This is a genomic window from Actinomycetospora straminea, assembly GCF_028737255.1.
GTDB lineage: Bacteria > Actinomycetota > Actinomycetes > Mycobacteriales > Pseudonocardiaceae > Actinomycetospora > Actinomycetospora straminea.
The window spans coordinates 110,535-133,886 of sequence record NZ_JAQZAN010000009.1 but is presented as its reverse complement, the minus strand read 5'-3'; the positions used below and the strand labels follow the sequence as shown (position 1 = coordinate 133,886).

Here is a 23,352-nt window from a genome sequence, read left to right as displayed (position 1 = left end):
CTCGGGCCGTCCCTGGGAGGTTAGGGACGGGAGGGGCCCGGGAGCATGGGGTGTTCGCCCCATCTCTCGGCCTCAGCTCAGACGCCCCGCAGGCAGGCGTCCGAGCCGCCGGTGACCCCGGCGCGGAAGACGCGGATGCGCTCGTAGCCCGTGCCGGCGGAGGCGACGCCGTCGGTGCCGCGGGAGGGGAAGTCCTCGCGCAGCAGCAGCGTCACCGACTCGTCGAGGTCGCCGGGGGAGAGGGCGAAGGCGTTGTTCGTGGTGCCGACCGCCGCGCTGTAGGCCCCGGCCAGGCACAGCGCGGCGCGCCCGCCCTCGGCGCCGGTGGTGGGCCGGCCCAGGGCGGCGAGGGTCGCGGCGCCGTAGCGGGACGCGAGCAGGGTGCCGGTGGCGTAGTCGCCGATGCGGGCGTGGTCGCCGGGCAGCGCCCCGGTGGTGTCGATGTGCACCGACGACGGCCCGCCCGCGTCGCCCGCGCACCACGCCACGGGGCCCTGCACCGGCTCGTCGACACCCGGGCACTGGGCCTGGCCGCGCTCGGTGGTCGGTGCGGTCCACTGCCCGCCGCGGCGGCGGACCTCCTCGCCGAACCAGCGGTCGAGGTCGGGGACCATCGCCTCGATCAGCGGCGCGAGCCCGAGGTTGCCGCCCGAGCTCTCGTCGGCCTGTGACCGGAACGCCTGCTGGGTGAACACCCGGTCGGTGCCCATCGCCGCGCACACCGCCGGGTCGCCGTCGAACCCGTCCTGGAACGACGACACGCGGTCGAACGCGTTGCCGTGCGCCTGGGCGTTGCGCGGTGAGGTGCCCACCGGGTCGCGGAACCCGATGAGCGCGCCCATCGCGCCGTCGATGCCGCCCGCGCCGGTGCGCAGGTCGGGCAGCGCGCCGTCGCGCACGCGGCGCAGGAACACGCCCGCGTAGCAGTCGGCCTGCGCCTCGAGCAGGATCGTCGGCGCGCCCGGGAGCGCCCCGGTGCGGTCGAGGCGGCCCTGCACGGCGTGCCCGAACTCGTGGGAGAGCACGACGACCACGGCCGCGTCCCCGAAGTCGCGCCGCAGCTGCGGCAGCAGCTGGGTCCGGTCCCACGCGATGACGTCCGAGCGCGGGCAGTAGAACGCCGTGCCCTCGACCTCGCGCGGGCTCTGCAGGCACGGCACGGGGCCGGCGTTGCGGCCCGTCGGGTCGACCGAGTAGTAGCCCGCCAGCGGGCGGAACGGCTGGCCGCCCGCGAGCGGCGGGAACGCCTCGCCCCAGAAGCCCTCGAGGTCGCGCAGCGTCGCCGCGGCGAGCCGGTCCTCCTCGCCGCCGTTCGTCCCGCCGATGAACGACGGGTCGGTGCCCGCGGTGACCTCCGGCCCCGCGATCGCCCGCCCGTCGACGGGGAACGCGCACGCCGACGCGACGAGCACCGCCAGCACCGCACACGTCACGACCAGCGCCCGCCCCAGGCCTCCCCGCACGGGCGACATCATGCCCCGGACGTGTGCGGCGCGGGTACGGAACCGCGCGTCACGGACGGAGATCGTCACCCGAGCGCGAGCCAGAGCACACCCATGGCGGGGAGGGTGACCTCGGCCGACGCGGGGCGCCCGTGCCAGCTGCGCGACGAGGCGATGACCGCCCCGTAGTTGCCGACCCCGCGCCCCCCGTAGACCTCGGCGTCGGTGTTGACGACCTCGCGCCACCGCCCGGTCTGCGGCAGCCCCACGCGGTAGTTCGGGTGGTCGACGCCCGAGAAGTTGACGAGGCACGCCACGGCGTTGCCGTCACGGTCCTGGCGCAGGAACGACAGGACGTTGCCGCCCGCGTCGTTGGCGTCGATCCACGAGAAGCCGGCCGGGTCGGTGTCGAGCTCGTAGAGCGGGCGCAGCGACCGGTAGGCGGCGTTGAGGTCGCCGACGAGCCGGCGCAGCCCGCCGTGGCGCGGGTCGTCGAGCAGCTCCCAGTCCAGCGAGCGCTCCTCGGACCACTCGCGGACCTGACCGAACTCGCCGCCCATGAACACGAGCTGCTTGCCGGGGTGCGCCCACATGTAGCCGAACAGGGCCCGCACGCCCGCGGCCTTGCGGTCGTCGTCGCCCGGCTGGCGCGTCCACAGCGAGCCCTTGCCGTGCACCACCTCGTCGTGCGAGAGCGGCAGCACGTAGTTCTCGCTGTACGCGTAGGTCATCGAGAACGTCATCTGGTTGTGGTGGAACCCCCGGTGCACGGGGTCGCGCCCGACGTAGTCGAGCGTGTCGTGCATCCAGCCCATGTTCCACTTGAACCCGAAGCCGAGGCCCCCGAGGTGCGTGGGCCGCGTGACGCCCGGCCAGGCCGTCGACTCCTCGGCGATCGTCACCGCGCTCGGGTGGTTCTTGTAGACGGTGGCGTTGACCTCCTGGAGGAACGACACCGCCTCGAGGTTCTCCCGGCCGCCGTACCGGTTGGGCGTCCACTCGGTGCGCGAGTAGTCGAGGTAGAGCATCGAGGCGACGGCGTCGACCCGCAGGCCGTCGACGTGGAACTCGTCGAGCCAGTAGAGGGCGTTGGCGACGAGGAAGTTGCGGACCTGCGAGCGCCCGAAGTCGAACACGAGCGTGCCCCAGTCGAGCTGCTCGCCGCGGCGCGGGTCGCCGTGCTCGTAGCAGGGGGTGCCGTCGAAGCGGGCCAGCGCCCAGCTGTCCTTGGGGAAGTGCGCCGGCACCCAGTCGACGATGACGCCGATGCCCGCCTGGTGCAGGCGGTCGACGAAGTACCGGAAGTCGTCCGGGGTGCCGAAGCGCGAGGTCGGCGCGTAGTACGAGCTGACCTGGTAGCCCCACGAGCCGCCGAACGGGTGCTCGGCGACCGGCAGCAGCTCGACGTGGGTGAAGCCGGTCTCGGTGAGGTACGCGACGAGCTCCTCGGCGAGCTCGCGGTAGCCGAGGCCCTGGCGCCACGAGCCGAGGTGCAGCTCGTAGACGCTCATCGGCTCGGCGTGCGGGGACGACGCGGCGCGCCGGGTCATCCACTCCTGGTCGCTCCACTCGTGGCGCGAGGTGGTGACGACCGAGGCCGGCGTGGGCGGCAGGTCCGCCGCGAACGCCATCGGGTCGGCCTTGTCCAGCCAGTGCCCGTCCGGCGAGAGGATGTGGAAGCGGTAGCGGGACCCGGGCTCGACGCCGGGCAGGAAGATCTCCCAGACGCCCGAGCCGAGCGACCGCATCGGCGTCGCGACGCCCTCCCAGCTGCCGTGCTCGCGGTCCCAGTCGCCGACGACCCGCACGCCGCGCGCGTGCGGCGCCCAGACGGTGAACGAGGTGCCCTCGACCGCGCCGGACGGGGTCGGCCAGCTGCGGTGGTGGGCGCCCAGGGCGTCCCACAGGCGCTCGTGGCGACCCTCGCCGATGAGGTGCAGGTCGACGGGCCCGAGCACCGGCGAGAAGCGGTACGGGTCGTCGGCGATCACCTCGACGCTCTCACCGGTCGTCGCGTCGGTGTAGCGGGTCGCGAGCCGGTAGCGCGGCAGCGGCCCCGGGACGCCGGCGGCGAAGACGCCGGCGGCGTGCACCTCGACGAGCGGGTAGCGCCCGGCGGTCGGGCCGTCCTCGACGACGACGTCGACCTCGTCCGCACCGGGCCGCAGCGCGCGGACCACGACGGTGCCCGACGACTCGGGGTCGCGGTGGGGGCCCAGCACGCTGTGCGGGTCGCGGTGCGAGCCCTCCATGAGGAGGTGGACGTCCAGGTCCGAGGGAGCCGGCGAGGCCTGCCCGCGGACTCGGCCACCGGGGACGGACATGTGCACCACTCCTGCTGCTCCTGCTGACGAGACGGACCGGGCGGACGCCGACCGCGCCGAGGCCGGTCGACCGTACTCGGGCCGTCCCGGCCTCCGGTCAGGGTGGCCCGGGCGTGGCCCGGCGGCCGTGACGGTCGGCGTCACCGACACAGGTACCCACGATCGCCGAAGTGATCGCGGGCGGCGACGGGGCCTTTCGTGGCGGTCAGCGGGCGCCGCTCGGGGCGTCCCCCGTCAGCGCTCGCCCCGCCCCGCCGGGGTCAGGAGCCGCCGCATGGAACGCAGCGGGATCGACACCCAGCTCGGCCGGTTGCGGGTCTCGTAGAGCACCTCGTAGACGGCCTTGTCGAGCTCGTAGGCCCGCAGCAGCTCGGGGGCGTCGCGCGGGTCGGTGCCGCTGACCTCGGCGTAGCCGTCGCAGAACGCCGAGCGGTTGCGGTCGGCCCACTCCTGCGCGCGGCGCTCGAGCTGCGGGTCGGGGTCGTCCGCGGACTGCTCCCACTCCGCCAGCTGGTGGAACGCGGCGTAGTCGAACGAGCGGAGCATCGCCGCGACGTCGCGCATGGGCGAGTCGGGACGCACCCGGTCGGCCAGTGACTTGGACGGCTCGCCCTCGAAGTCGATGACGAGCCAGCCGGTGGGCGTGCGCAGCTCCTGGCCCAGGTGCAGGTCGCCGTGGATGCGCTGCAGCGTCGACGGCTCGGCCGCGGTGACGCCGCGCAGGACCTCGGCGATGGCGTCGCGCTGCTCGGCCACACCCGGGACGGCCGCCGCGGAGCGCTCGAGGCGGTCGAGCATCCAGGCCTCGACCTCCGACGCGGCGCGGGCGTCGAGCGGGTGGGTGCCCAGGGCGGCGGCGAGCTCGAGGTGCACGGCGGCGACGGTCTTGCCGATGCGGTGGGCCTCGCCGGCGAAGTCGCCGCCGACCTCGTCGGCGCGCAGGTCGGCCTCGGCGAGCAGGTCGCGGACGCTGGCCAGCGCCATCGACCAGCCGTCGGCGGAGTTCGACGCGTAGCCCTGGAGCATGGCGACGGTCATCGGCTCGCCGTCGAGCTCGCCCTCGACGGCCCCGAGCAGCGGGGCGACCTCACGGCTGCCCTGACGGCGCAGCGCCCGGTGCAGCTCGAGGTCGGGGTTGAGCCCGGCCGTCGCCCGCCGGAAGAGCTTCATGATGGCGCGCTCGCCGTAGATGACCGAGCTGTTCGACTGTTCGCCGATCAGCGGCCGCCCGGGTCCGACGATCGGCGCCTCGGTGTCGGGCTCGGCGACGAACCGCAGCGGCCCGCGCGTCTGGTTCTCGACGATCAGCGACAGCACCAGCCGGCTGATCCGCCCGTCGGCCAGGCCGTCGTAGACGACCTCGTCGCGGCCGTCGGGGCCCGGCCGGCGCCCGATGACGGCGTGCTCGACCTCCGCGGGCGGGCCCGACTGCGCGCCGAGGACCAGCTGGTAGCGCTCCTCGGCGCCGCCGCTCGTGTCGGCGAACGACACCCCGATCACCGCGTGCTCGACCCTCGGCGACTCCTCGGGCGTGGAGACCACGCTGTGGGCCACCGTGCGCAGGCCGACGACCTGACGTCCCTTGGCCGGGAACCAGCGCTGCGTGGGCAGCCAGGCCAGCAGGGCGTCGTGCAGGTCGGCGAGCGGGTCACCGGTGGCGGGTCCGTCGGGCGAGCTCGTGGCGGGCATCAGCGCTCCTCGGCCTCGTGGATCGCGAACCAGTAGAACCCGTGTCCTGGCAGCGTCAGCAAGTACGGCAGTTCCCCGATCGCCGGGAACGGCACACCCCCCGTGAGCTCCGTGGGCACGCAGCCCTTCCAGGCGATGAGGTCGAGCTCCACCGGCTGGGGGAACCGGGACATGTTGTTCACGCACAGCACCAGGTCGCGGTGACCCGCGGCGTCGATGTGCTCACGGACGTAGGCGAGCACGCTCGGGTTCGACCCGCCCAGCTCGTGGAAGTTCCCGAGGCCGAACGCCGGGTGCTGCTTGCGGATGTCGATCATCCGTCGGTTCCAGTGCAGCAGGCTCGCCGTCGAGTTCGACTGCGCCTCGACGTTCACGGCCTGGTAGCCGTAGACCGGGTCCATGATGATCGGCAGGTTCAGCCGGCCCGGGTCGCAGCTGGAGAAGCCGGCGTTGCGGTCGGGGGTCCACTGCATCGGGCTGCGCACGCCGTCGCGGTCGCCGAGCCAGATGTTGTCGCCCATCCCGATCTCGTCGCCGTAGTACAGGACGGGGCTGCCGGGCAGCGAGAGCAGCATCGCGGTGAACAGCTCGAGCTGGTTGCGGTCGTTGTCGAGCAGCGGGGCCAGCCGCCGACGGATGCCGATGTTGGCCTTCATCCGCGGGTCCTTGGCGTACTCCGCGTACATGTAGTCGCGCTCGTCGTCGGTGACCATCTCGAGCGTCAGCTCGTCGTGGTTGCGCAGGAAGATGCCCCACTGCGCGTTCGACGGGATCTCCGGGGTCTGCGCCAGGATCTCCGAGATCGGGAACCGCGACTCCCGCCGGACCGCCATGAAGATGCGCGGCATCAGCGGGAAGTGGAACGCCATGTGGCACTCGTCGCCGCCGACGTCCGGGTCGCCGAAGTACTCGACGACGTCGGCGGGCCACTGGTTGGCCTCGGCGAGCAGGACGCGGCCCGGGTACTCGTCGTCGACGACCTTGCGGCAGCGCTTGAGGAACGCGTGGGTCTCGGGGAGGTTCTCGCCGTTCGTGCCGTCCCGCTCGAACAGGTAGGGCACCGCGTCGAGCCGGAAGCCGTCGATCCCCAGGTCCAGCCAGAACCGCAGCGCGTCGAGCATCGCCTCGCACACGGCGGGGTTGTCGAAGTTCAGGTCGGGCTGGTGGGAGAAGAAGCGGTGCCAGTAGAACTGGCCGCGCAGCGGGTCGTAGGTCCAGTTCGACGACTCGGTGTCGACGAAGATGATCCGCGCCTCGGAGTAGCGCGTGTCGTCGTCGGACCACACGTAGAAGTCGCCGTAGGGCCCGTCGGGGTCGCGGCGCGACTCCTGGAACCAGTGGTGCTGGTCCGAGGTGTGGTTCATGACCAGGTCGGTGATCACGCGGATGCCCCGCGCGTGGGCCTGGTCGAGGAACTCGACGAAGTCCGCGACCGTCCCGAACTCGGGCAGCACCTTGCGGTAGTCGCGGATGTCGTAGCCGCCGTCGCGCAGCGGGGAGTCGTAGAACGGCGGCAGCCAGATGCAGTCGACGCCGAGCCACGCGAGGTAGTCGAGCTTGTCGGTGAGCCCGTTGAGGTCACCGAAGCCGTCGCGGTTGGAGTCGGCGAAGGCGCGGACCAGCACCTCGTAGAAGACCGCGCGCTTGTACCAGTCGTCCTCGACCGGGAGCGTGCGCGCATGTCGGAAGTCGTCCGCACTGGGCTCCTCGACGGCCGAGGCGCCGTGGTCCTCGGTGACGTCGCGGACGTGGTCGGAATCGCTCGGTGCGGAGGCGATGGCACTCGCGCTGACTGCCTCGTTCATCAGGCGTCACGCTAGTGGTCGGGCGCGGTGACGCGCCGCACCGGTCGGGCATCGACACACAGGTCCACTCAGGGGGTGTCCCGGCTGTCCCGGCTGTCGATGACCTCGCCCTCGATGACCTGCCCCTCGACGACCTGGCCCTCGACGACCGGACCGCGGTGCGACTGCGGCCCGAGCCGCTCCTGGCCGGGTCCGGGACGCGGACCCCAGCCGGGACCGCCGACGCCGACGACGGTGACCGCCGGGCCCATCCGCGCGCTGCCGGCCCGCACGGCCCGGTCGGCGGCGCGGCGGGCGAGGGCCCGGCGGACCGGCGGCACGAGCAGGACGAGCGCGGCGAGCGTCGAGAGCAGGCCGGGCACGACGAGCAGGACGCCCGCGAGCGCCAGGTACATGCCGTCGGCGACCTCGGCCTCGGCCGGACGCCCGCGCCGCGCGGCCTCGACCAGCGCGGTCATCGACCGCCGGCCCTCCCGCCTGATCGCCCAGGCGCCGACCACCGCCGACACCACGAGCACGGCGAGCAGGCCCCAGAAGCCGACGGCCTGGCCGACCAGGACCAGCACCGTGATCTCGACGGCCAGGTAGACCGCCAGGGCGACGAGGATGCGCATTCCGACCTCCCGAGGGGCTCTCGACCGGTCCAACGCGCACCGGGCCCGGATCGTGCCCGATCCGTCCGGTCCTCAGCGACCCCACAGGGTCTGTGCGGCGCCCTACCGGCGCACCACCGAGATGATGTGGCAGACGTCGCGCCACGGCTCGATGCGCACGTAGTTGGTCTCGCCCCACTCGAAGGTCTGCCCGCTGACCTCGTCGAACGCCCCGAAGCGGTCGTGCCACTCCAGGCCCAGCGCCGGCATGTCGAGGTGGACGTTGCCCTCCTCGACGCCGAACGGGTTGAGCGTGACGACGCAGAGCACGGTGTCGCCGGTCTGCGGGTCGGTCTTGGAGTAGGCCAGCAGGGCGTCGTTGTCGGTCTCGTGGAACCGCAGCGTCCGCAGCTGGCGCAGGGCCGGGTGGTCGCGGCGCAGCTGGTTGAGCCGCGTGATCCACGGCTCGAGGCTGCGGCCCTCGGCCAGCGCGCGGGCGAAGTCGCGGGGGCGCAGCTGGTACTTCTCGGAGTCCAGGTACTCCTCGCTGCCGGGCCGGACCGGCTGGTGCTCGAAGAGCTCGAAGCCGGAGTAGACGCCCCAGCTCGGGGAGAGCGTGGCCGCCAGCGCCGCCCGCAGCGCGAACATGCCCGGGCCGCCGACCTGCAGCGACTCGTGGAGGATGTCCGGGGTGTTGACGAAGCAGTTCGGTCGGCACTCGTCGAGCCGGTCGCGGTGCATCTCGAAGAACTCGCGCAGCTCGTCGCGCCCGGTGCGCCACGTGATGTACGTGTAGGACTGGCTGAACCCGGCCTTCGCCAGCCCGAACAGGCGGGCGGGACGCGTGAACGCCTCGGCCAGGAACACCACGCCCGGGTCGCGGCGGTGCACCTCGGCGATCAGCCAGTTCCAGAAGTCCGGCGGCTTGGTGTGCGGGTTGTCGACCCGGAACACGCGGACCCCGTGCTCCATCCAGTACAGGACGATCCGCAGGACCTCGGCGTAGATGCCGTCGGGGTCGGTGTCGAAGTTGACCGGGTAGATGTCCTGGTACTTCTTCGGCGGGTTCTCGGCGTACGCGATCGTCCCGTCGGGCCGGATCGTGAACCACTCCGGGTGCTCGGTGGCCCACGGGTGGTCCGGCGCGCACTGCAGAGCGAGGTCGAGCGCCACCTCGAGGCCCAGGTCGTGGGCGTGGGCGACGAAGGCGTCGAAGTCCTCGATCGTGCCGAGGTTCGGGTCGATGGCGTCGTGCCCGCCCGCGGCCGACCCGATCGCCCACGGGGAGCCGACGTCGTCGGGGCCCGGCGTCAGGGTGTTGTTCGGCCCCTTGCGGTTGACCGTGCCCACCGGGTGGATCGGCGGCAGGTACGCGACGTCGAAGCCCATCGCGGCGGCGCGGTCGAGCTCGCGGGTCGCGGTGGCGAAGGTGCCGTGCACCGCGTTGCCGTCCTCGTCCCAGCCGCCGGTCGAGCGCGGGAAGAACTCGTACCAGGAGCCGGCCAGCGCGAGCGAGCGCTCGACCTGGACGTGGTGGGTCTCGCCCCGGGTGACGAGCTCGCGGACCGGGTGCTCGGTCATCGTCCGGTGCACCGGCTCCGAGAGCGCGAGACCGAGGCGTTCGGGGAGGTCCTTGCCGGTGTCGCGCAGGATCTCCGCGGCCCGCGTCAGCGTGTGCGCGAGCTCCAGCGCCGGCGGCATCGCGATCCCGCCCGTGCGCTCGCTGACCGGGTCGTCGTCGAGCCGCGGGGTGTCGCGCAGGCGCTGCTGGATGCCGTCGGCGCCGCGGTCGAGGAGCCGGGCGCCGGTCTCGAGGTCGTTGGCGAGCTCGGAGGCGCCCTGCCCGGCGCGGGTCTTGACGTCGACGGCGTGCCGCCACGTCGCCCACGGGTCGCTCCACGCGTCGACGCGGAAGCTCCACAGGCCCTCGGCGTCCGGGACGACCTGGCCGGCGAACCGGTCGGTCAGCGGCCCCGTCGGGGCCATGCGCGTGCTGCGCGGGGCCTCGTCGCCGCAGGGGATCGTGGCGTCGGGGTGCTGGCCGTGGCTGGCGACGCCGCAGCGCTGCCAGACGACCGTGGCCGCCACCGCGTCGTGGCCCTCGCGCCACACCGACGCGCTGACCGGCACGACCTCGCCGACCACGGCCTTCGACGGGAACCGCCCGCCCGAGACCTCCGGCGTGACCTCGTCGATCCCGATCCGGCCCTGGGGGAGGTGGTGGCGGTCGATCGCCCCGGCGGTGTCCGCCGTGGGGGTGGGGGTGGTGGTGCTCGGGGTGGTGGTGCTCGGGGCGGTGGTGCTCGGGGCGGTGGTGTCGGCGGTGGTGTCGGTGGTGGTGTCGGCGGTGGTGCGGGTGCTCTCCGGCGGGGCCGTGGCCGGGGCCGCGGCAGCCGGGGCGACCGTGCTCGGGTCGGTGGACGGCGCGCCCGCCGGCTCCTCGGCCGGCACGTCGGCGCCGGTCGGGTCGGGGTCGGTGACGTCACCGGGGGCATCGCCGGGGTGCCCGCCCCCGCGGGCCGGGTCGCCCGGGGTGATCGACGCGTCCGACGCCGGGACCTCGTCGCGCGGGGTGTCGCCGGGGGTGCCGTCCGGGCTGGTCGGGCTGTCGGCCGGCGTGTCCTGCGGGGTGTCCGGGGCGAGGCTGTGGACATAGGCGTTCGGGTCGACCGAGACCGGCCCGACGCCGAGCGGGTCGTCGTCGGAGACGGTGCTGGTGGGGGTGCTGCTCGAGCTGCCCCCGGCGAGGCCGTCGTCCACACTGTCGGCACCGGTGGGCGGCGTCGACCCGTGTCCCGAGGACACGGCCGGCGTCCCGGAGCCGAGACCGGCGGCGGCGGACCCCGAGGAAGCGGGTCCCTCCTCGGACGCGAACGAGGCAGCGGACCCGTGTCCGGAGGACACGGCTCCCGCTCCCGACGACGACGAGGCGGCCGACCCGTGTCCCGAGGACACGGTTGCCGAGCTCGCAGGCCGGGTGTCGGCGTCGTCGCCGACGCCGGTGTCGTCACTGTCGCTCGTCCGGGCGGAGGTCCCCGAGGACGAGTCGCTGCGGGCGGCCGCGGCCGCACCGACGGCGCCGACCGCGCCCAGCGCGCCGAGTCCCGCGGCACCGGCGGCCGCGGTGCGCCACCCGTGAGCGGGGTCCGGGTCCTCACCGCGGTCCGTACCGCTGGCCGAGCTGGCCGTGCCGCCATCCGGGGCGTTGAGTGACGCCGCCGCCGGAGCGCCGGTCGAGGTCGAGATCGGACTCGCGGCCGGGGTGGCCGGGGAGGCCGGGGAGTCGAGCGGCGATTCCCGGCGGGCGTCGTCAAGGCGGGCGTCGTCCGGGCGGACGTCGTCAAGGCGGGCGTCGTCCGGGCGGGCGTCGTCCGGGCGACCGACGGGGTCGGGGTCGTCGCCGGTCGGGGTGCTCGGGCCGGGGGCGGCCGCCTCGCCGCCGAGGTCGCCGGCGACGACCGTGGTGCCGGCCGGCTCGTCGTCAGGGGCGACCGGGAGCGGGTCGTCGCTGTCGTCGTCCGGGCCGTCGGCCGAGCTCCCGGCGCGGGCCGCGCCGTCGGGGATCGGCGCGTACGGAGTGCGCGGGGTGAACCACGACGGGTCGGACGCCGGTGGCGCCGCGTCAGTCGCGTCAGCCGCGTCCGTCGGGTCGGAGGCGCCGGAGAGGCCGGAGACGGCCGGAGCGCCGGGGCCCTGGGGGCGGCTCGCCGCGGCGAGGCCGGGGTGGTCGGTGGTGTCGCTGCCCGACAGCCCGGAGACGCCGGACGTGCCGATGGCGTCCGCGTCGCCCGCGCCGGAGACGTCGGCGCGGTCGGTGCCGGACGGACCGGGGTCGCCGGACCGGTCGCCGCCGGGGACACCGGGCGCGCCGGTGGGGTGGTCGGCCCCGTCGGCGTCGGTGGCGTCGGTGGCCGACCGGTCGGTGCCGGCGGGACGGGAGGGCGCGGCCCCACCGGTCCCGAGACGCGGCCCGGAGCCGGGCGGTGCGGTCGGGGGGGCCGCGCGCCAGGACGCCTGGTCGGGGTCGCGGTCCGACGACGAGCTCATGTCGCGTCCGCTACCCGGAACCGGCGGAATCGATGCGGCGCCGCGCCGGGAGGTCGGCGCTCCGGCGGTGCCGGGGCGACCGGTGGCGATGCCCCACGGCGGGGTGGCGGGGCGGCGCCACGGCGGGAGGGACGGGGTGGGCCCGTGGGTGTCGAGGTCGGGCGCGTCGGCACCGACGGCGCGGAAGCCGGGCGGCGGGGTCATCGCGCCGGGGGAGGGGTGGTCGGCCGGGTCGGGCGAGGCGAACGGACCGGACGGGGCGACGGCGCCGGGCGCGGGGAAGCCGCCGGAGTGGTCGTGCGGGGTGCCGTGGCCCGGCGCCGGGAACGGTCCGGACACCGGACCGGTCGCGCGCTCGGACGGCGCGCCGGAGGACGGACGGCCGGGCACCGGGAACGGCCCGGAGGACGGGCCACCGCGACCGGGCGCGGGGAAGGAGCCGGAGGACGGGCCACCGCGACCGGGCGCGGGGAAGGAGCCGGAGGGCGGGCCACCGCGACCGGGCACGGGGAACGGGCCGGTCGTCGGGCCGTGCGGGCGCGCGTCCGGGGGCGGCGGCGGACCGACCTCGACGTCGTCGGCCGACCCCCAGCCGCGCCGGCGCCGGAACCAGCCCGACGGCGTGCCCGTCGTGACCTCGCCGCGCGGGGCCGGGCGGGGCTCGCGACGGTCGGCCGTGCGGGGGTCGTAGCGGGGCGGGTACTCCTCCTCGAACGCCGGCGCGCTGGCCCCGTCGGAGCCGACGACCGGCTGCTCACCGGTCCGGTCGCGGGGCGCCTCCGAGGGCTCGCCGGGAGCCGTCTCCGCCTCGTTCGCACGTCGTCCGCCCCGCCACCATCTCCCCAGCGCGCTCACGCGACGCAGCGTAGTCATGGGATCGATCCAGGGGAGGTGGGCGGCGCACGGCGCGTCGGGGGTCGCGCCGTAGGCTCCCCTCGCGTGAAGGCTCTGCGTCGCTTCTCCGTCCGCGCCCAGCTCCCGGCCGCCCTCGCGCCGCTGCAGGAGCTCGCCACGAACCTGCGCTGGACCTGGCACGGGCCCACGCAGGACCTCTTCGCCGGCGTCGACGAGGCGGCCTGGCGCGCCACCGGTGGCGACCCCGTCCGGCTGCTCGGCGAGGTGCGCCCGCAGCGCCTGGCCGAGCTCGCCGAGGACGCCGGGTTCGTCGGCCGCGTGCAGGAGCGCGCCGAGGAACTCCGCACCTACCTGCGCGAGCCCCGCTGGTACCAGGCGCGGGCCGACCAGGGCCTGCCGTCGGCCATCGGCTACTTCTCGATGGAGTTCGGGGTCAGCGAGGTCCTGCCGAACTACTCGGGCGGTCTCGGCATCCTCGCCGGCGACCACCTCAAGGCGGCGAGCGATCTCGGGGTGCCCCTGGTCGCCGTCGGCCTCCTGTATCGATCCGGATACTTCCGCCAGTCGCTGTCGCTCGACGGCTGGCAGCAGGAGAACTACCCCGCGCTCGACCCGCAGGGCCTGCCGCTGCACCTGCTCGCCGACGCGTCGGGCACGCCGGTGCTCGTCGGCGTCGCGATGCCCGGTGGGCGCACCCTGCGGGCGCGCGTCTGGCAGGCGTCGGTGGGCCGCGTGCCGCTGCTGCTCCTCGACGCCGACATCGAGGAGAACGACCCCGACCTGCGCCAGGTCACCGACCGCCTCTACGGCGGCGACGCCGAGCACCGCATCCGCCAGGAGATCCTCGTCGGCATCGGCGGGGTGCGGGCGGTCCGCGCGTTCTGCGGGCTCACCGGCCACCCGGCGCCCGAGGTCTTCCACACCAACGAGGGCCACGCCGGCTTCCTCGGCCTCGAGCGGATCCGCGAGCTCGTCGACGACGCCGGTCTCGACTTCGACCAGGCGCTCGCCACCGTCCGGGCCGGCACCGTCTTCACCACGCACACGCCGGTGCCCGCCGGCATCGACCGCTTCCCGGTCGGGCTCGTCGAGCACTACTTCACCGCGGACATGCTGCCCGGCATCGAGCCGGCGCGGGTCCTGTCGCTGGGCCGGGAGCCCGCCGGCGACATGTTCAACATGGCGCACATGGGCCTGCGGCTCGCCCAGCGCAGCAACGGCGTCTCGCAGCTCCACGGCGAGGTGTCGCGCGGGATGTTCCAGCAGCTCTGGGGCGGGTTCGACGCCCCGGAAGTGCCGATCGGCTCGGTGACCAACGGCGTCCACGGCCCGACCTGGACCGCCCGCGAGATCGCCGGCCTCACCGCGGGCGCCGAGGCGGCCGGGAGCCCGGAGCTGTTCGGGGTCTCGGACGCGTTGCTCTGGGAGATGCGTGGGACGCTGCGGCGCCGCCTGGTCGAGGAGGTCCGCCGCCGCGTGAAGGCGTCGTGGCTGCAGCGCGGCGCGTCGGAGCCCGAGCTCGCCTGGACCGAGCGCGTCTTCGACCCCGACGTCCTCACCATCGGCTTCGCCCGCCGCGTGCCGACCTACAAGCGCCTGACGCTGATGCTGCGCGACCAGGAGCGCCTGCGCTCCCTGCTCCTCGACCCCGAGCGGCCGGTGCAGCTGGTGATCGCCGGCAAGTCCCACCCCGCCGACGAGGCCGGCAAGCGCCTCATCCAGCAGATGGTCCGGTTCGCCGACGACCACGGCGTGCGCCACCGCATCGCCTTCCTGCCCGACTACGACATGTCCATGGCGCGCTACCTCTACTGGGGCTGCGACGTCTGGCTGAACAACCCGCTCCGTCCGCTCGAGGCGTGCGGGACCTCGGGGATGAAGTCGGCGCTCAACGGCGGGCTGAACCTGTCGGTGCGCGACGGCTGGTGGGACGAGCTCTACGACGGCCGCAACGGCTGGGCGATCCCGACCGCCGACGGTGTCGACGACCCCGAGCGGCGCGACGACATCGAGGCCAACGCCCTCTACGAGCTGCTGGGCAGCCAGGTCGCGCCGCTGTTCTACGACCGCGGCGCCGACGGCGTGCCCGACCGCTGGACCTCGCTGGTGCGCCACACGCTCGCGACGCTCTCGCCGAAGGTGCAGGCGACGCGGATGGTCACCGACTACGTCGAGCAGTGGTACGCCCCGGCGGCCCGCTCGGCGGCGCGCGTCGTGGCCGACGGCTTCGCCGGCGCCAAGGAGCTCGCCACCTACCGCGCCCGGCTCGACGCGGCGTGGTCGTCGGTGACGGTCGCCGAGGTCGACGCGTCCGGCGGCGCCGACACCCCGGTGCTGGGCGCGCCGATGACCGTCCGCGCCGAGGTGGAGCTCGGCGGGCTCGGCCCCGACGAGGTCCTGGTGCAGGCCGTCGTGGGCCGCGCCGACGACGCCGACGAGCTGAGCGAGTCGACGGTCCAGCCGATGGAGCCGATCGGCGCCGGGCACGAGGGCTCGCACCGATTCGAGGCCGTCGTGTCCCTGCCCCACGCCGGGGTCCTGGGCTACACGGTGCGCGTGCTGCCCCGCCACGACCTCCTCGCCGCGCCGGCCGAGCTCGGCCGCGTGGTGCTGCCGGCCTGAACCTCGTCCTCGGTGGCGAGACCCGCGCTCAGCGCGGGTCGCGCCACCGAGGACGCCCGGACGTGGAGCCGACGACCGGGTCGCTGCGTCGAACCGGACGTGAGCACCCCACAGCAGCTGGCCACCCTCCGTCGACGCATCCGCCACCAGCACGGCGTGGTGTCCCTCGAGCACGGCGTCGCCGCCGGGATCAGCGACGACGCCGTGCGGCGCCGGGTCGCCGCCCACGCGTGGTGGCCGCTGGGCCCGCGGGTCTTCCTGGTCGGCGAGCACGACGAGACGCCGGCCGCGCGCACGTGGGCGGCGATGCTGTCGCTGGGCGACGACGCGGTCCTCGTCGGCCGGTCGGCGGCGTGGTGGTGCGGCTTCCTCGACGTCGCGCCCGCATGGATCGAGGTGGCGGTCGGCCGCGACCACCAGCCGCGCCCCCGGCCCCGCGTGCAGATCCTCCGGCGTGACGTGGACCCAGTCGAGCGCACCCGGGTGCGCGGGCTGGTCGTGACGACGCCGCCGGCGACGGTGCTCGACGGCGCGGGTGTCCCTGGGGCTGGAGGAGGGCGCTCGCCTCGTCGACCGGGCGCTCGTCCGCCGGAAGGTCGACCTCCCGGCCCTGCGCACGGCCCACGCGCGCCGGGCCCGGTGCCACGGCGCCGCGCTCGCCGGGCGCCTGCTGCACCTCGCCGAGGGCGGGGCCCGGTCCCAGGCGGAGCGTCGTGCCCACCGCCTCGTGCGGCGGGCCGGCCTCCGCGGATGGCGTGCCGACGTGGAGATCGACCTGCCCGGCTACGGGCGCGCGGTCGGGGACATGGTGTTCGACGCCGAGCGGGTGATCGTCGAGGTGGACGGCTGGGCGTACCACCGCGACCTGCGCGCCTTCCTCGTCGACGGTCCTCGCCAGTCGGCCCTCGTGGCCGCCGGGTGGGTCGTGCTGCGCACCCACTGGTACGAGCTGCACGAGCAGCCCGACGCGTTCCTCCGGACTCTGCGTCGCATCCTGGCCTCGCGGACGCCGTCCCGGTGACGGAACCCGCGCCAGGCGCGGGTCCTGCCACCGAGGCGCGCCGCCTACCCCCGCGGCGTCGCGCGCAGGACCAGGGCGGTGTGGGCCGGGACGGCGAGGGTCGACCCGGCCGGCAGGGGCTCCGACGACGGCGGGGCTCCGTCGGGCGTGCCGGGGTCGAGCTCCGGCACCCAGGCGGTGTCCCCGAAGGCGTCGGGCAGCAGGACGTCGACGGGGCCGCGGCCGGCGTGCAGGACGAGCAGCAGCGCCCGGTCGCCGTCGACGCGCACGACCAGCGTGCTCCCGTGGTGGTGGAAGTCGGGCTCGGCGAGCTCGCGGCCGTCCGGGTGCAGCCAGGCGACGTCCGGGGCGACGCCGTCGGGGTCGGTGTCCGCGCGCCCGTAGAAGAACTCGGTGCGCCGCAGCGCGGGCGTGGCGCGGCGCAGGGCCAGCGCGCGGGACACGAAGTCCACCAGGTCCGGCGAGGACCACGAGCGCCACGACGTCTCGTCGTCCAGGGAGTAGACGTTGTTGTTGCCGTGCTGCGTGTGGCCCAGCTCGTCGCCGCCGAGCAGCATCGGGGTGCCCGCCGAGAGCAGCAGCGTCGTGAGCAGGTTGCGCGCCTGGCGGGCCCGCAGCCCCAGGATCGCCGGGTCGGACGTGGGGCCCTCGACGCCGTGGTTGGCCGAGCGGTTGTCGTCGGTGCCGTCGCGGCCCTGCTCGCCGTTGGCCTCGTTGTGCTTGCGCTCGTAGGCGACGAGGTCGGCGAGGGTGAAGCCGTCGTGCGCCGTGACGAAGTTGACCGACGCGGCCGGGGTGCGCGCCGGCCAGTACAGGTCCGAGGAGCCCGCGACGCGCGTGACGATCGCCGACAGGGGCCCGTGCCCGCGCCAGAAGTCGCGGACGTCGTCGCGGAAGCGCCCGTTCCACTCCGCCCAGCCGGGCCCGAAGCCGCCGACCCGGTAGCCCTCGCCGGTGGCGTCCCAGGGCTCGGCGATGAGCTTGACGTCGGCGAGCACGGGGTCGCCGACGATCTCGGTGAGCAGCGGTGCGGCGGCGTCGAAGGCGCCGCCGTGGGGCCGTCCGAGGGTCGAGGCGAGGTCGAAGCGGAAGCCGTCGACACCCATCGTCGTCACCCAGTACCGCAGCGAGTCCAGGACGAGCGCGCGCACGAGCGGCGAGGAGGGGTCGAGGGTGTTGCCGCAGCCGGTGAGGTCGACGTCGTGGCCGTGGGCGTCGAGGGCGTACCAGCCGGCGGCGTCGAGCCCCCGCCACGACAGCGACGGCCCGTCGGCGCCGCCCTCGCAGGTGTGGTTGAACACGACGTCGAGCACGACCTCGAGCCCCGCGGCGTGCAGCGTCGCCACCATCGCCCGGAACTCCTCGGCCTCGCGACCGGGCGCCGAGGCGTAGCGCGGGTCCGGGGCGAGGTAGGCCAGCGTCGAGTAGCCCCAGTGGTTCGCCCGGCCCCGCGCGAACAGCGACGGCTCGTCGGCGTGGGCGAACACGGGCAGCAGCTCGACGGTGGTGACGCCGAGCGCGACGAGGTGGTCGACGACGGCCGGGTGCGCGACGCCCGTGTAGGTCCCGCGGAGCTCGGCGGGGACGTCGGGGTGGCGCATCGTGAGGTCGCGGACGTGGGTCTCGTAGACGACCGTGTCCGCCCACGGCACCCGCGGCCGCGGCGCGGCGGCGTCGTCGAGCGGGGCCGCGACGACCCCGTGCGGCACGACGCCGGCGGAGTCGCGATCGTCACGTCGCGCACCGAACGGATCGGTGCCGGCGAACGGGCGCGGGACCTCCAGCGAGGTGACCTTCCCCTCCACGCGCCGGGCCCACGGGTCGACGAGCAGCTTCGCCGGGTTGGTGCGCACCCCCCGCGCGGGGTCCCAGGGACCGTGCACGCGCAGGCCGTAGGGCGTGCCGCTCGTCACGCCGTCGACCTCCCCGCGCCACCATCCGTCGCCCGCGTGGCGCAGCTCCACCCGCCGTTCGGCGCCGTCGCCGAGCAGGCAGAGCTCCACCGCCTCCGCGGTGGGCGTGGCCGGCACGGAGACGCGCAGCTGGTCGCCGTCGAGGTGGGCACCGGGGCGGGGAGCGGTGGGGGGCATCGGACGGGCATCGTGCCCGATCGACGGGCGGCCCGTCGCCCGTCGACCGGCCGGGATCCGTCAGGATGGCGGCCGTGACCCAGCCGGAGCGCAGCACACCGAGCATCGGGACCAGCACCGCCGACGGGGCCGACGCGGACACCGTGATCCGGCTGGCCGGCGTGGGGGTGCGGCGCACCGGCAGCGACCTGCTCGCCGACCTCGACTGGACCGTCGAGCTCGACGAGCGCTGGGCGGTCCTGGGCCCCAACGGCGCCGGCAAGACGACGCTGCTGCGCCTGGCGGCGGCCGAGATGCACCCGACCACGGGCACCGTCGACCTGCTGGGCGAGCGCCTCGGCCGTGTCGACGTCTTCGAGCTGCGCCCCCGCATCGGCCTCGCGTCGGCGAGCCTGGCCGGCCGCGTGCCGCCCGACGAGACCGTGCACGACGTGGTACGCAGCGCGGGCTACGGCGTCGTCGGGACCTGGCGGGAGCGCTACGACCCCGAGGACGACCACCGCGCGTCCGCGCTGCTCGAGGTCATGGGCGTCGCCGACCTCGCGGGACGGCGCTACGGCACGCTCTCGACCGGCGAGCGCCAGCGGGTGCTCCTCTCGCGCGCGCTGATGACCGACCCGGAGCTGCTGCTGCTCGACGAGCCCGCCGCGGGCCTCGACCTCGGCGCCCGCGAGGACCTCGTCGAGCTGCTCACCGAGCTCGCCGCCGATCCGGACGGGCCCGCGACGGTGATGGTCACCCACCACGTCGAGGAGATCCCGCCGAACTGCAGCCACGCGATGCTGCTGCGGGAGGGCCGCGTGATCGCCCAGGGGCTGCTCGACGACGTCATGACCTCGGAGAACCTGTCGGCCACGTTCGGCCAGCCGCTCGAGCTCACGAGCCGGCGGCGTCGCTTCACCGCGTTCCGGCGATAGGGTCCGCCGGGACCGACCTGATCGAGGAGGCTCTTCGGTGACGGAGTTCGTGCGGCTCGAGGTGGACGGCGGGGTGGGCACCATCCGCCTGGACCGCCCCCCAATGAACGCGATCAACCGCCAGGTGCAGGACGAGCTGGTGGAGGTCGCGACGGAGGCGACCAGCCGCTCCGACGTGCGCGCGGTGGTCGTGTACGGCGGGGAGAAGACGCTCGCGGCCGGCGCGGACGTCAAGGAGATGGCCGACATGACCTACTCCGAGATGGCCGAGCGGACCCACCTGCTCTCGCGCGGCTTCGGGGCGGTCTCGGAGATCCCCAAGCCCGTGGTCGCGGCCGTCACCGGCTACGCGCTGGGCGGCGGGTTCGAGGTGGCGCTGTCCTGCGACCGGCGCATCGCCGGCGACAACGCGACGGTCGGCCAGCCGGAGATCCTGCTCGGGATCATCCCCGGTGGCGGCGGGACCCAGCGCCTCACGCGCCTCGTCGGGCCGGCGAAGGCCAAGGACATCATCTTCACCGGCCGCTTCGTCAAGGCCGCCGAGGCTCTGGAGATGGGGCTGGTCGACGAGGTCGTGCCCGCCGACGAGGTGTACAGCCGGGCCCGCGCCTGGGCCGAGCAGTTCGCCAACGGCCCCACCCGCGCCCTCGCGGCGGCCAAGAACGCCATCGACCGCGGCATGGACATGGACCTGCGCGACGGCCTCGCGTTCGAGTCCGAGGTGTTCGCGGCCCTGTTCGGCACCGAGGACCAGACGATCGGCATGCGGTCCTTCGTCGAGAACGGGCCCGGCAAGGCCCAGTTCCTGGGCCGCTGATGGCGCCCACGCAGGCCGAGGTCGACGCCGCCCGCGACGACCCGAAGCTCGCGAACGTCCTCTACCACGACTGGGAGTCGGACACCTACGACGAGAAGTGGTCGATCTCGTTCGACGAGCGCTGCACGACGTTCGCGGTGGACCGCTTCCGCGCGGTCGCCGGGGATGCGGGACCGTTCGAGCACGCCCTCGAGCTGGGCTGCGGCACCGGGTTCTTCCTGCTCAACCTCATGCAGGGCGGGGTCGCGCGCCGCGGGACGGTCACCGACCTGTCGCCGGGCATGGTGGCGGTGGCGAGGCGCAACGCGGCGAACCTGGGCCTGGACGTCGAGGGCCGGGTGGCGGACGCCGAGACGATCCCGGTGCCCGACGCCAGCGTCGACCTCGTCGTCGGGCACGCCGTGCTGCACCACATCCCGGACCTCGACCGGGCGTTCCGCGAGATCCTGCGGGTGCTCAAGCCCGGCGGGCGTTTCGTGTTCGCCGGGGAGCCGACGCGCATCGGTGACCTCTACGCCCGCAAGCTCGGGCAGGCGACGTGGTGGGCTACCACCCGGTTCGCCCCGGCGTCGTGGCTGCGGCCGCAGACCGAGCTGGACGAGTCGTCGCGCGCGGCGGCGCTGGAGTCGGTGGTCGACCAGCACGTCTTCGACCCCGACCGCCTCGAGCGCTACGCCCACGCCGCCGGCGCGGTGGACGTCCGCGTCGTCACCGAGGAGCTCACGGCGGCGGTCTTCGGCTGGCCGGTGCGCACCTTCGAGGCCGCGGTGCCGCCCGAGAAGCTGGGCATGGGCTGGGCGATGTTCGCCTACCGCACCTGGCAGCGGCTCTCGTGGCTCGACGAGCGCCTCTCCCGCGTCGTGCCGCGCTCGCTGTTCTACAACGCGCTGGTCACCGGGGTGCGGCCGGCGGACCCGGTGGCGCTCTGACGTACCGGTTCACCCTCGACGACGTCGCGTTCCTGGCCTCGGACGCCGGGCGCGACGCCGTCGCGGGGGCGGCGTCGCTGGTCGGCGGGGACCGGCTGCGGGCGGTGTCCCTGCTGCGCGCGCGGCTGGGCGGCCGGGCCGCGCCGGTGCTGGAGACGGCGCTGCTGCAGGACCGGGCGCGGGGGCGGGTGCCCGACGGCTGGCTGCTCACCGCCGAGGCCGCCGAGCAGGCCACCGCCGCGCCGGTCGCCGCGCACCGCGCCGCCCGGCTCGCGGGGCGCGACGTGCACGACGTGACCTGCTCCGTGGGGGCGGAGCTGCACGCGCTCCGGGGTGTGGCGGGTCGCCTGGTCGGCTCGGACCTCGACCCCGTGCGCCTGGCCATGGCGCGCGTGAACGTGCCGGGCGTGCTGCTGGTGCGCGCCGACGCGCTGGCCCCCTGCTCGCGGGACACGGTGCTCGTCGCCGACCCCGCCCGCCGCACCGCCGCCGGCCGCCGCACCTGGCGCCCCGCCGACTTCACCCCGCCGCTCGACGGGCTCGTGGAGGCGGCCGGCGTGTTCCAGCCTGGCGTCCACGCTGGCACTGGACGCCAGGAAACCCACCACGATCTCGTGGTCTCGACGGCCCCGGGCCTCGACCCGGCGCTGGTGCCCTGGGCGGCCGAGGTGGAGCTCGTGAGCCTCGACGGGCGGGTGCGGGAGGCCGCGCTGTGGTCGGCGGGCCTGGCCACGACGCGCCGGCGGGCCACGGTGCTGTCGACCCGCGGCCCCGGGTTCGCGGTCACCGACGCCGAGGACGACGCCTGCCCCGTCGCCCCGGCCGGCGCGTGGATCGTCGACCCGGACGGCGCGGTGGTGCGCGCGGGCCTGGTGCGCCAGTACGGCGCGCGGCACGGGCTGTGGCGCCTCGACGAGCACCTCGCCTACCTCTCCGGCGACGCGCCGCCGCCGGGCATCCGCGCGTTCCGGGTGCTCGAGCACGGCCGCTACAGCGAGAAGACGCTGCGCACGACGTTGCGGCGCCGCGACGTCGGGCGCGTCGAGATCCTGGTGCGCGGCCTGGACGTCGACCCGAACGCGCTGCGCCCGCGGCTCAAGCTCGCCGGGTCGCGGGAGGCCACCGTCGTCCTCGCCCGCCTCGCGAGCGGTCCCGAGGCGTACGTGTGCGAGGCCGTGACCGACCGGGTAAGCCCTGCCGACCGATCCTGAGGAGGCACCACCGGAATGGACGCCGAGACCGCCCGCCGCGCGCTGACCGAGGAGCGCGAGCGCCTGCGCGAGATGGGCTCGTGGTCCCGCGAGCACGAGCCCGCCGTGGCCGTGCAGCAGGAGGGCGCGCTGGGCCAGCACCCCGGTGACTACGGATCCGAGGTCGAGGAGACGATGGAGCGCGAGGGCCTCGCCGACGAGAGCGACCGCCAGGTCGCCGAGATCGACGCGGCGCTGGCGCGGATCGAGGACGGGACGTGGGGCCGCTGCCGTGTCTGCGGGCAGCAGATCGACGACGAGCGCCTCGAGGCCCGCGCTCAGGCCGACACGTGCCGGGAGCACGCGGACCAGTAGCACGCGGACCAGCACTGACGACGGCGGCCCGGCACCCGGTGGTGCCGGGCCGCCGTCGGTTCAGAGCCGGTTCTCGGGGACGCCGCTCGCCGGATCGACGTCCTCGTCGTCGAGGCGCACCTCCGGCCCCTCGAGCTGCTCGTCGGGGTCGCGGCCGATGGCCTGGCCGGTGTCGTCGAGGTCGGCGAGGTCGTCCTCTCCGATGTCGTGCACCGCGGCCTCCTCCGCGGAGGCGGCGCCGCCGGCGATGCCGACGTCCTCGGCGGCGAGCGAGCGCCCCGGCACCTGGTCGGGGTCGGGCTCGGCGGCCGTGAGACGTCCGCTGCGGCCCTGACCGGCCTCGGAGGCGATCCCGCCCTCGGAGAGCTCGGGGCCGGGCGCGGTGGCGGCACCGCCGGTGTCGTCGGGGATCTCGCGGGTCAGGCGGTCGTCGATCGTCTCGCGCTCGCGCTGGCCCTCGGGCGTGGTGTCGGGGTCGTCGAGGCCGAAGGGCCGGTTCGGGGCGACGACGCCGGCGTCCAGGCCGTCGGTGCCGGGCCGGCCGTCGAGCGTCTCGCCGGACTCGAGCTGGACGCTCGCGCCCAGGTCGGGCTCCTCGGGGACCTCGTCGCTGTGCTCGGGCTCGGTCATCCCGGC

The 23,352-nt window shown here is 75.2% G+C and carries 15 protein-coding genes; 7 read left to right on the top strand and 8 right to left on the bottom strand.

The window, feature by feature from the left end; translation table 11 throughout:
* Window positions 1-77 precede the first annotated feature (77 nt).
* The 6 genes from PH190_RS14340 to PH190_RS14315 form a co-directional block, all read right to left on the bottom strand.
* Window positions 78-1,463 carry a neutral zinc metallopeptidase gene (locus PH190_RS14340; protein WP_274232199.1) on the bottom strand — a complete coding sequence of 462 codons (1,386 nt, stop codon included), beginning with the start codon at window positions 1,461-1,463 and terminating at the stop codon, window positions 78-80.
* A gap of 65 nt (window positions 1,464-1,528) precedes the next feature.
* On the bottom strand, window positions 1,529-3,766 hold the full coding sequence (gene glgB / locus PH190_RS14335; RefSeq protein WP_274232198.1) for a 1,4-alpha-glucan branching protein GlgB: 2,238 nt from the start codon (window positions 3,764-3,766) through the stop codon (window positions 1,529-1,531).
* 234 nt (window positions 3,767-4,000) lie between these two features.
* On the bottom strand, window positions 4,001-5,455 hold the full coding sequence (locus PH190_RS14330; protein WP_274232197.1) for a maltokinase N-terminal cap-like domain-containing protein: 1,455 nt from the start codon (window positions 5,453-5,455) through the stop codon (window positions 4,001-4,003).
* On the bottom strand, window positions 5,455-7,260 hold the full coding sequence (treS, locus tag PH190_RS14325) for a maltose alpha-D-glucosyltransferase (protein WP_274232196.1): 1,806 nt from the start codon (window positions 7,258-7,260) through the stop codon (window positions 5,455-5,457). The genes PH190_RS14330 and treS overlap by 1 nt, the downstream gene beginning before the upstream one ends.
* A 68-nt stretch (window positions 7,261-7,328) precedes the next feature.
* Window positions 7,329-7,874: an FxsA family protein gene (locus tag PH190_RS14320; RefSeq protein ID WP_274232195.1), complete on the bottom strand. Its 546-nt coding sequence runs from the start codon at window positions 7,872-7,874 to the stop codon at window positions 7,329-7,331.
* 102 nt (window positions 7,875-7,976) lie between these two features.
* Window positions 7,977-10,085, bottom strand: coding sequence for a maltotransferase domain-containing protein (locus PH190_RS14315; protein ID WP_274232279.1), 2,109 nt, complete (start codon window positions 10,083-10,085; stop codon window positions 7,977-7,979).
* 2,754 nt (window positions 10,086-12,839) lie between these two features.
* On the opposite strand from PH190_RS14315, the gene glgP reads away from it, so the two are divergent.
* Both glgP and PH190_RS14305 read left to right on the top strand, forming a co-directional pair.
* Window positions 12,840-15,377, top strand: coding sequence for an alpha-glucan family phosphorylase (glgP, locus tag PH190_RS14310; RefSeq protein WP_274232194.1), 2,538 nt, complete (start codon window positions 12,840-12,842; stop codon window positions 15,375-15,377).
* Between the two features lie 535 nt (window positions 15,378-15,912).
* Complete coding sequence (locus PH190_RS14305) at window positions 15,913-16,398, top strand: endonuclease domain-containing protein (protein ID WP_274232193.1); 486 nt, start codon at window positions 15,913-15,915, stop codon at window positions 16,396-16,398.
* A gap of 44 nt (window positions 16,399-16,442) precedes the next feature.
* On the opposite strand, the gene glgX is transcribed toward PH190_RS14305, so the two are convergent.
* Window positions 16,443-18,488, bottom strand: a complete 2,046-nt coding sequence (glgX, locus tag PH190_RS14300) for a glycogen debranching protein GlgX (protein WP_274232192.1) — start codon at window positions 18,486-18,488, stop codon at window positions 16,443-16,445.
* Window positions 18,489-18,553: 65 nt separating this feature from the next.
* Here glgX and PH190_RS14295 point away from each other — a divergent pair, with 65 nt between their 5' ends.
* The 5 genes from PH190_RS14295 to PH190_RS14275 are packed head-to-tail and all read left to right on the top strand — an operon-like array spanning window position 18,554 to window position 22,716.
* Entirely contained in the window at window positions 18,554-19,405 is an 852-nt protein-coding gene (locus PH190_RS14295) for an ABC transporter ATP-binding protein (protein WP_274232191.1), read from the top strand.
* 37 nt (window positions 19,406-19,442) lie between these two features.
* Window positions 19,443-20,222, top strand: coding sequence for an enoyl-CoA hydratase/isomerase family protein (locus tag PH190_RS14290; RefSeq protein ID WP_274232190.1), 780 nt, complete (start codon window positions 19,443-19,445; stop codon window positions 20,220-20,222).
* The gene (locus tag PH190_RS14285; RefSeq protein ID WP_274232189.1) at window positions 20,222-21,151 is read left to right on the top strand and encodes a class I SAM-dependent methyltransferase; all 930 of its coding nucleotides are present in this window, start codon (window positions 20,222-20,224) and stop codon (window positions 21,149-21,151) included. The genes PH190_RS14290 and PH190_RS14285 overlap by 1 nt, the downstream gene beginning before the upstream one ends.
* Complete coding sequence (locus PH190_RS14280; protein ID WP_274232278.1) at window positions 21,148-22,362, top strand: THUMP-like domain-containing protein; 1,215 nt, start codon at window positions 21,148-21,150, stop codon at window positions 22,360-22,362. The genes PH190_RS14285 and PH190_RS14280 overlap by 4 nt, the downstream gene beginning before the upstream one ends.
* 15 nt (window positions 22,363-22,377) lie before the next feature.
* Window positions 22,378-22,716 (top strand): TraR/DksA family transcriptional regulator, encoded by a 339-nt coding sequence (locus PH190_RS14275; protein ID WP_274232188.1) that lies wholly within the window; start codon window positions 22,378-22,380, stop codon window positions 22,714-22,716.
* A 60-nt stretch (window positions 22,717-22,776) separates the two neighbouring features.
* On the opposite strand, the gene PH190_RS14270 is transcribed toward PH190_RS14275, so the two are convergent.
* Window positions 22,777-23,346 (bottom strand): DUF5709 domain-containing protein, encoded by a 570-nt coding sequence (locus tag PH190_RS14270; protein ID WP_274232187.1) that lies wholly within the window; start codon window positions 23,344-23,346, stop codon window positions 22,777-22,779.
* Window positions 23,347-23,352 lie beyond the last annotated feature (6 nt).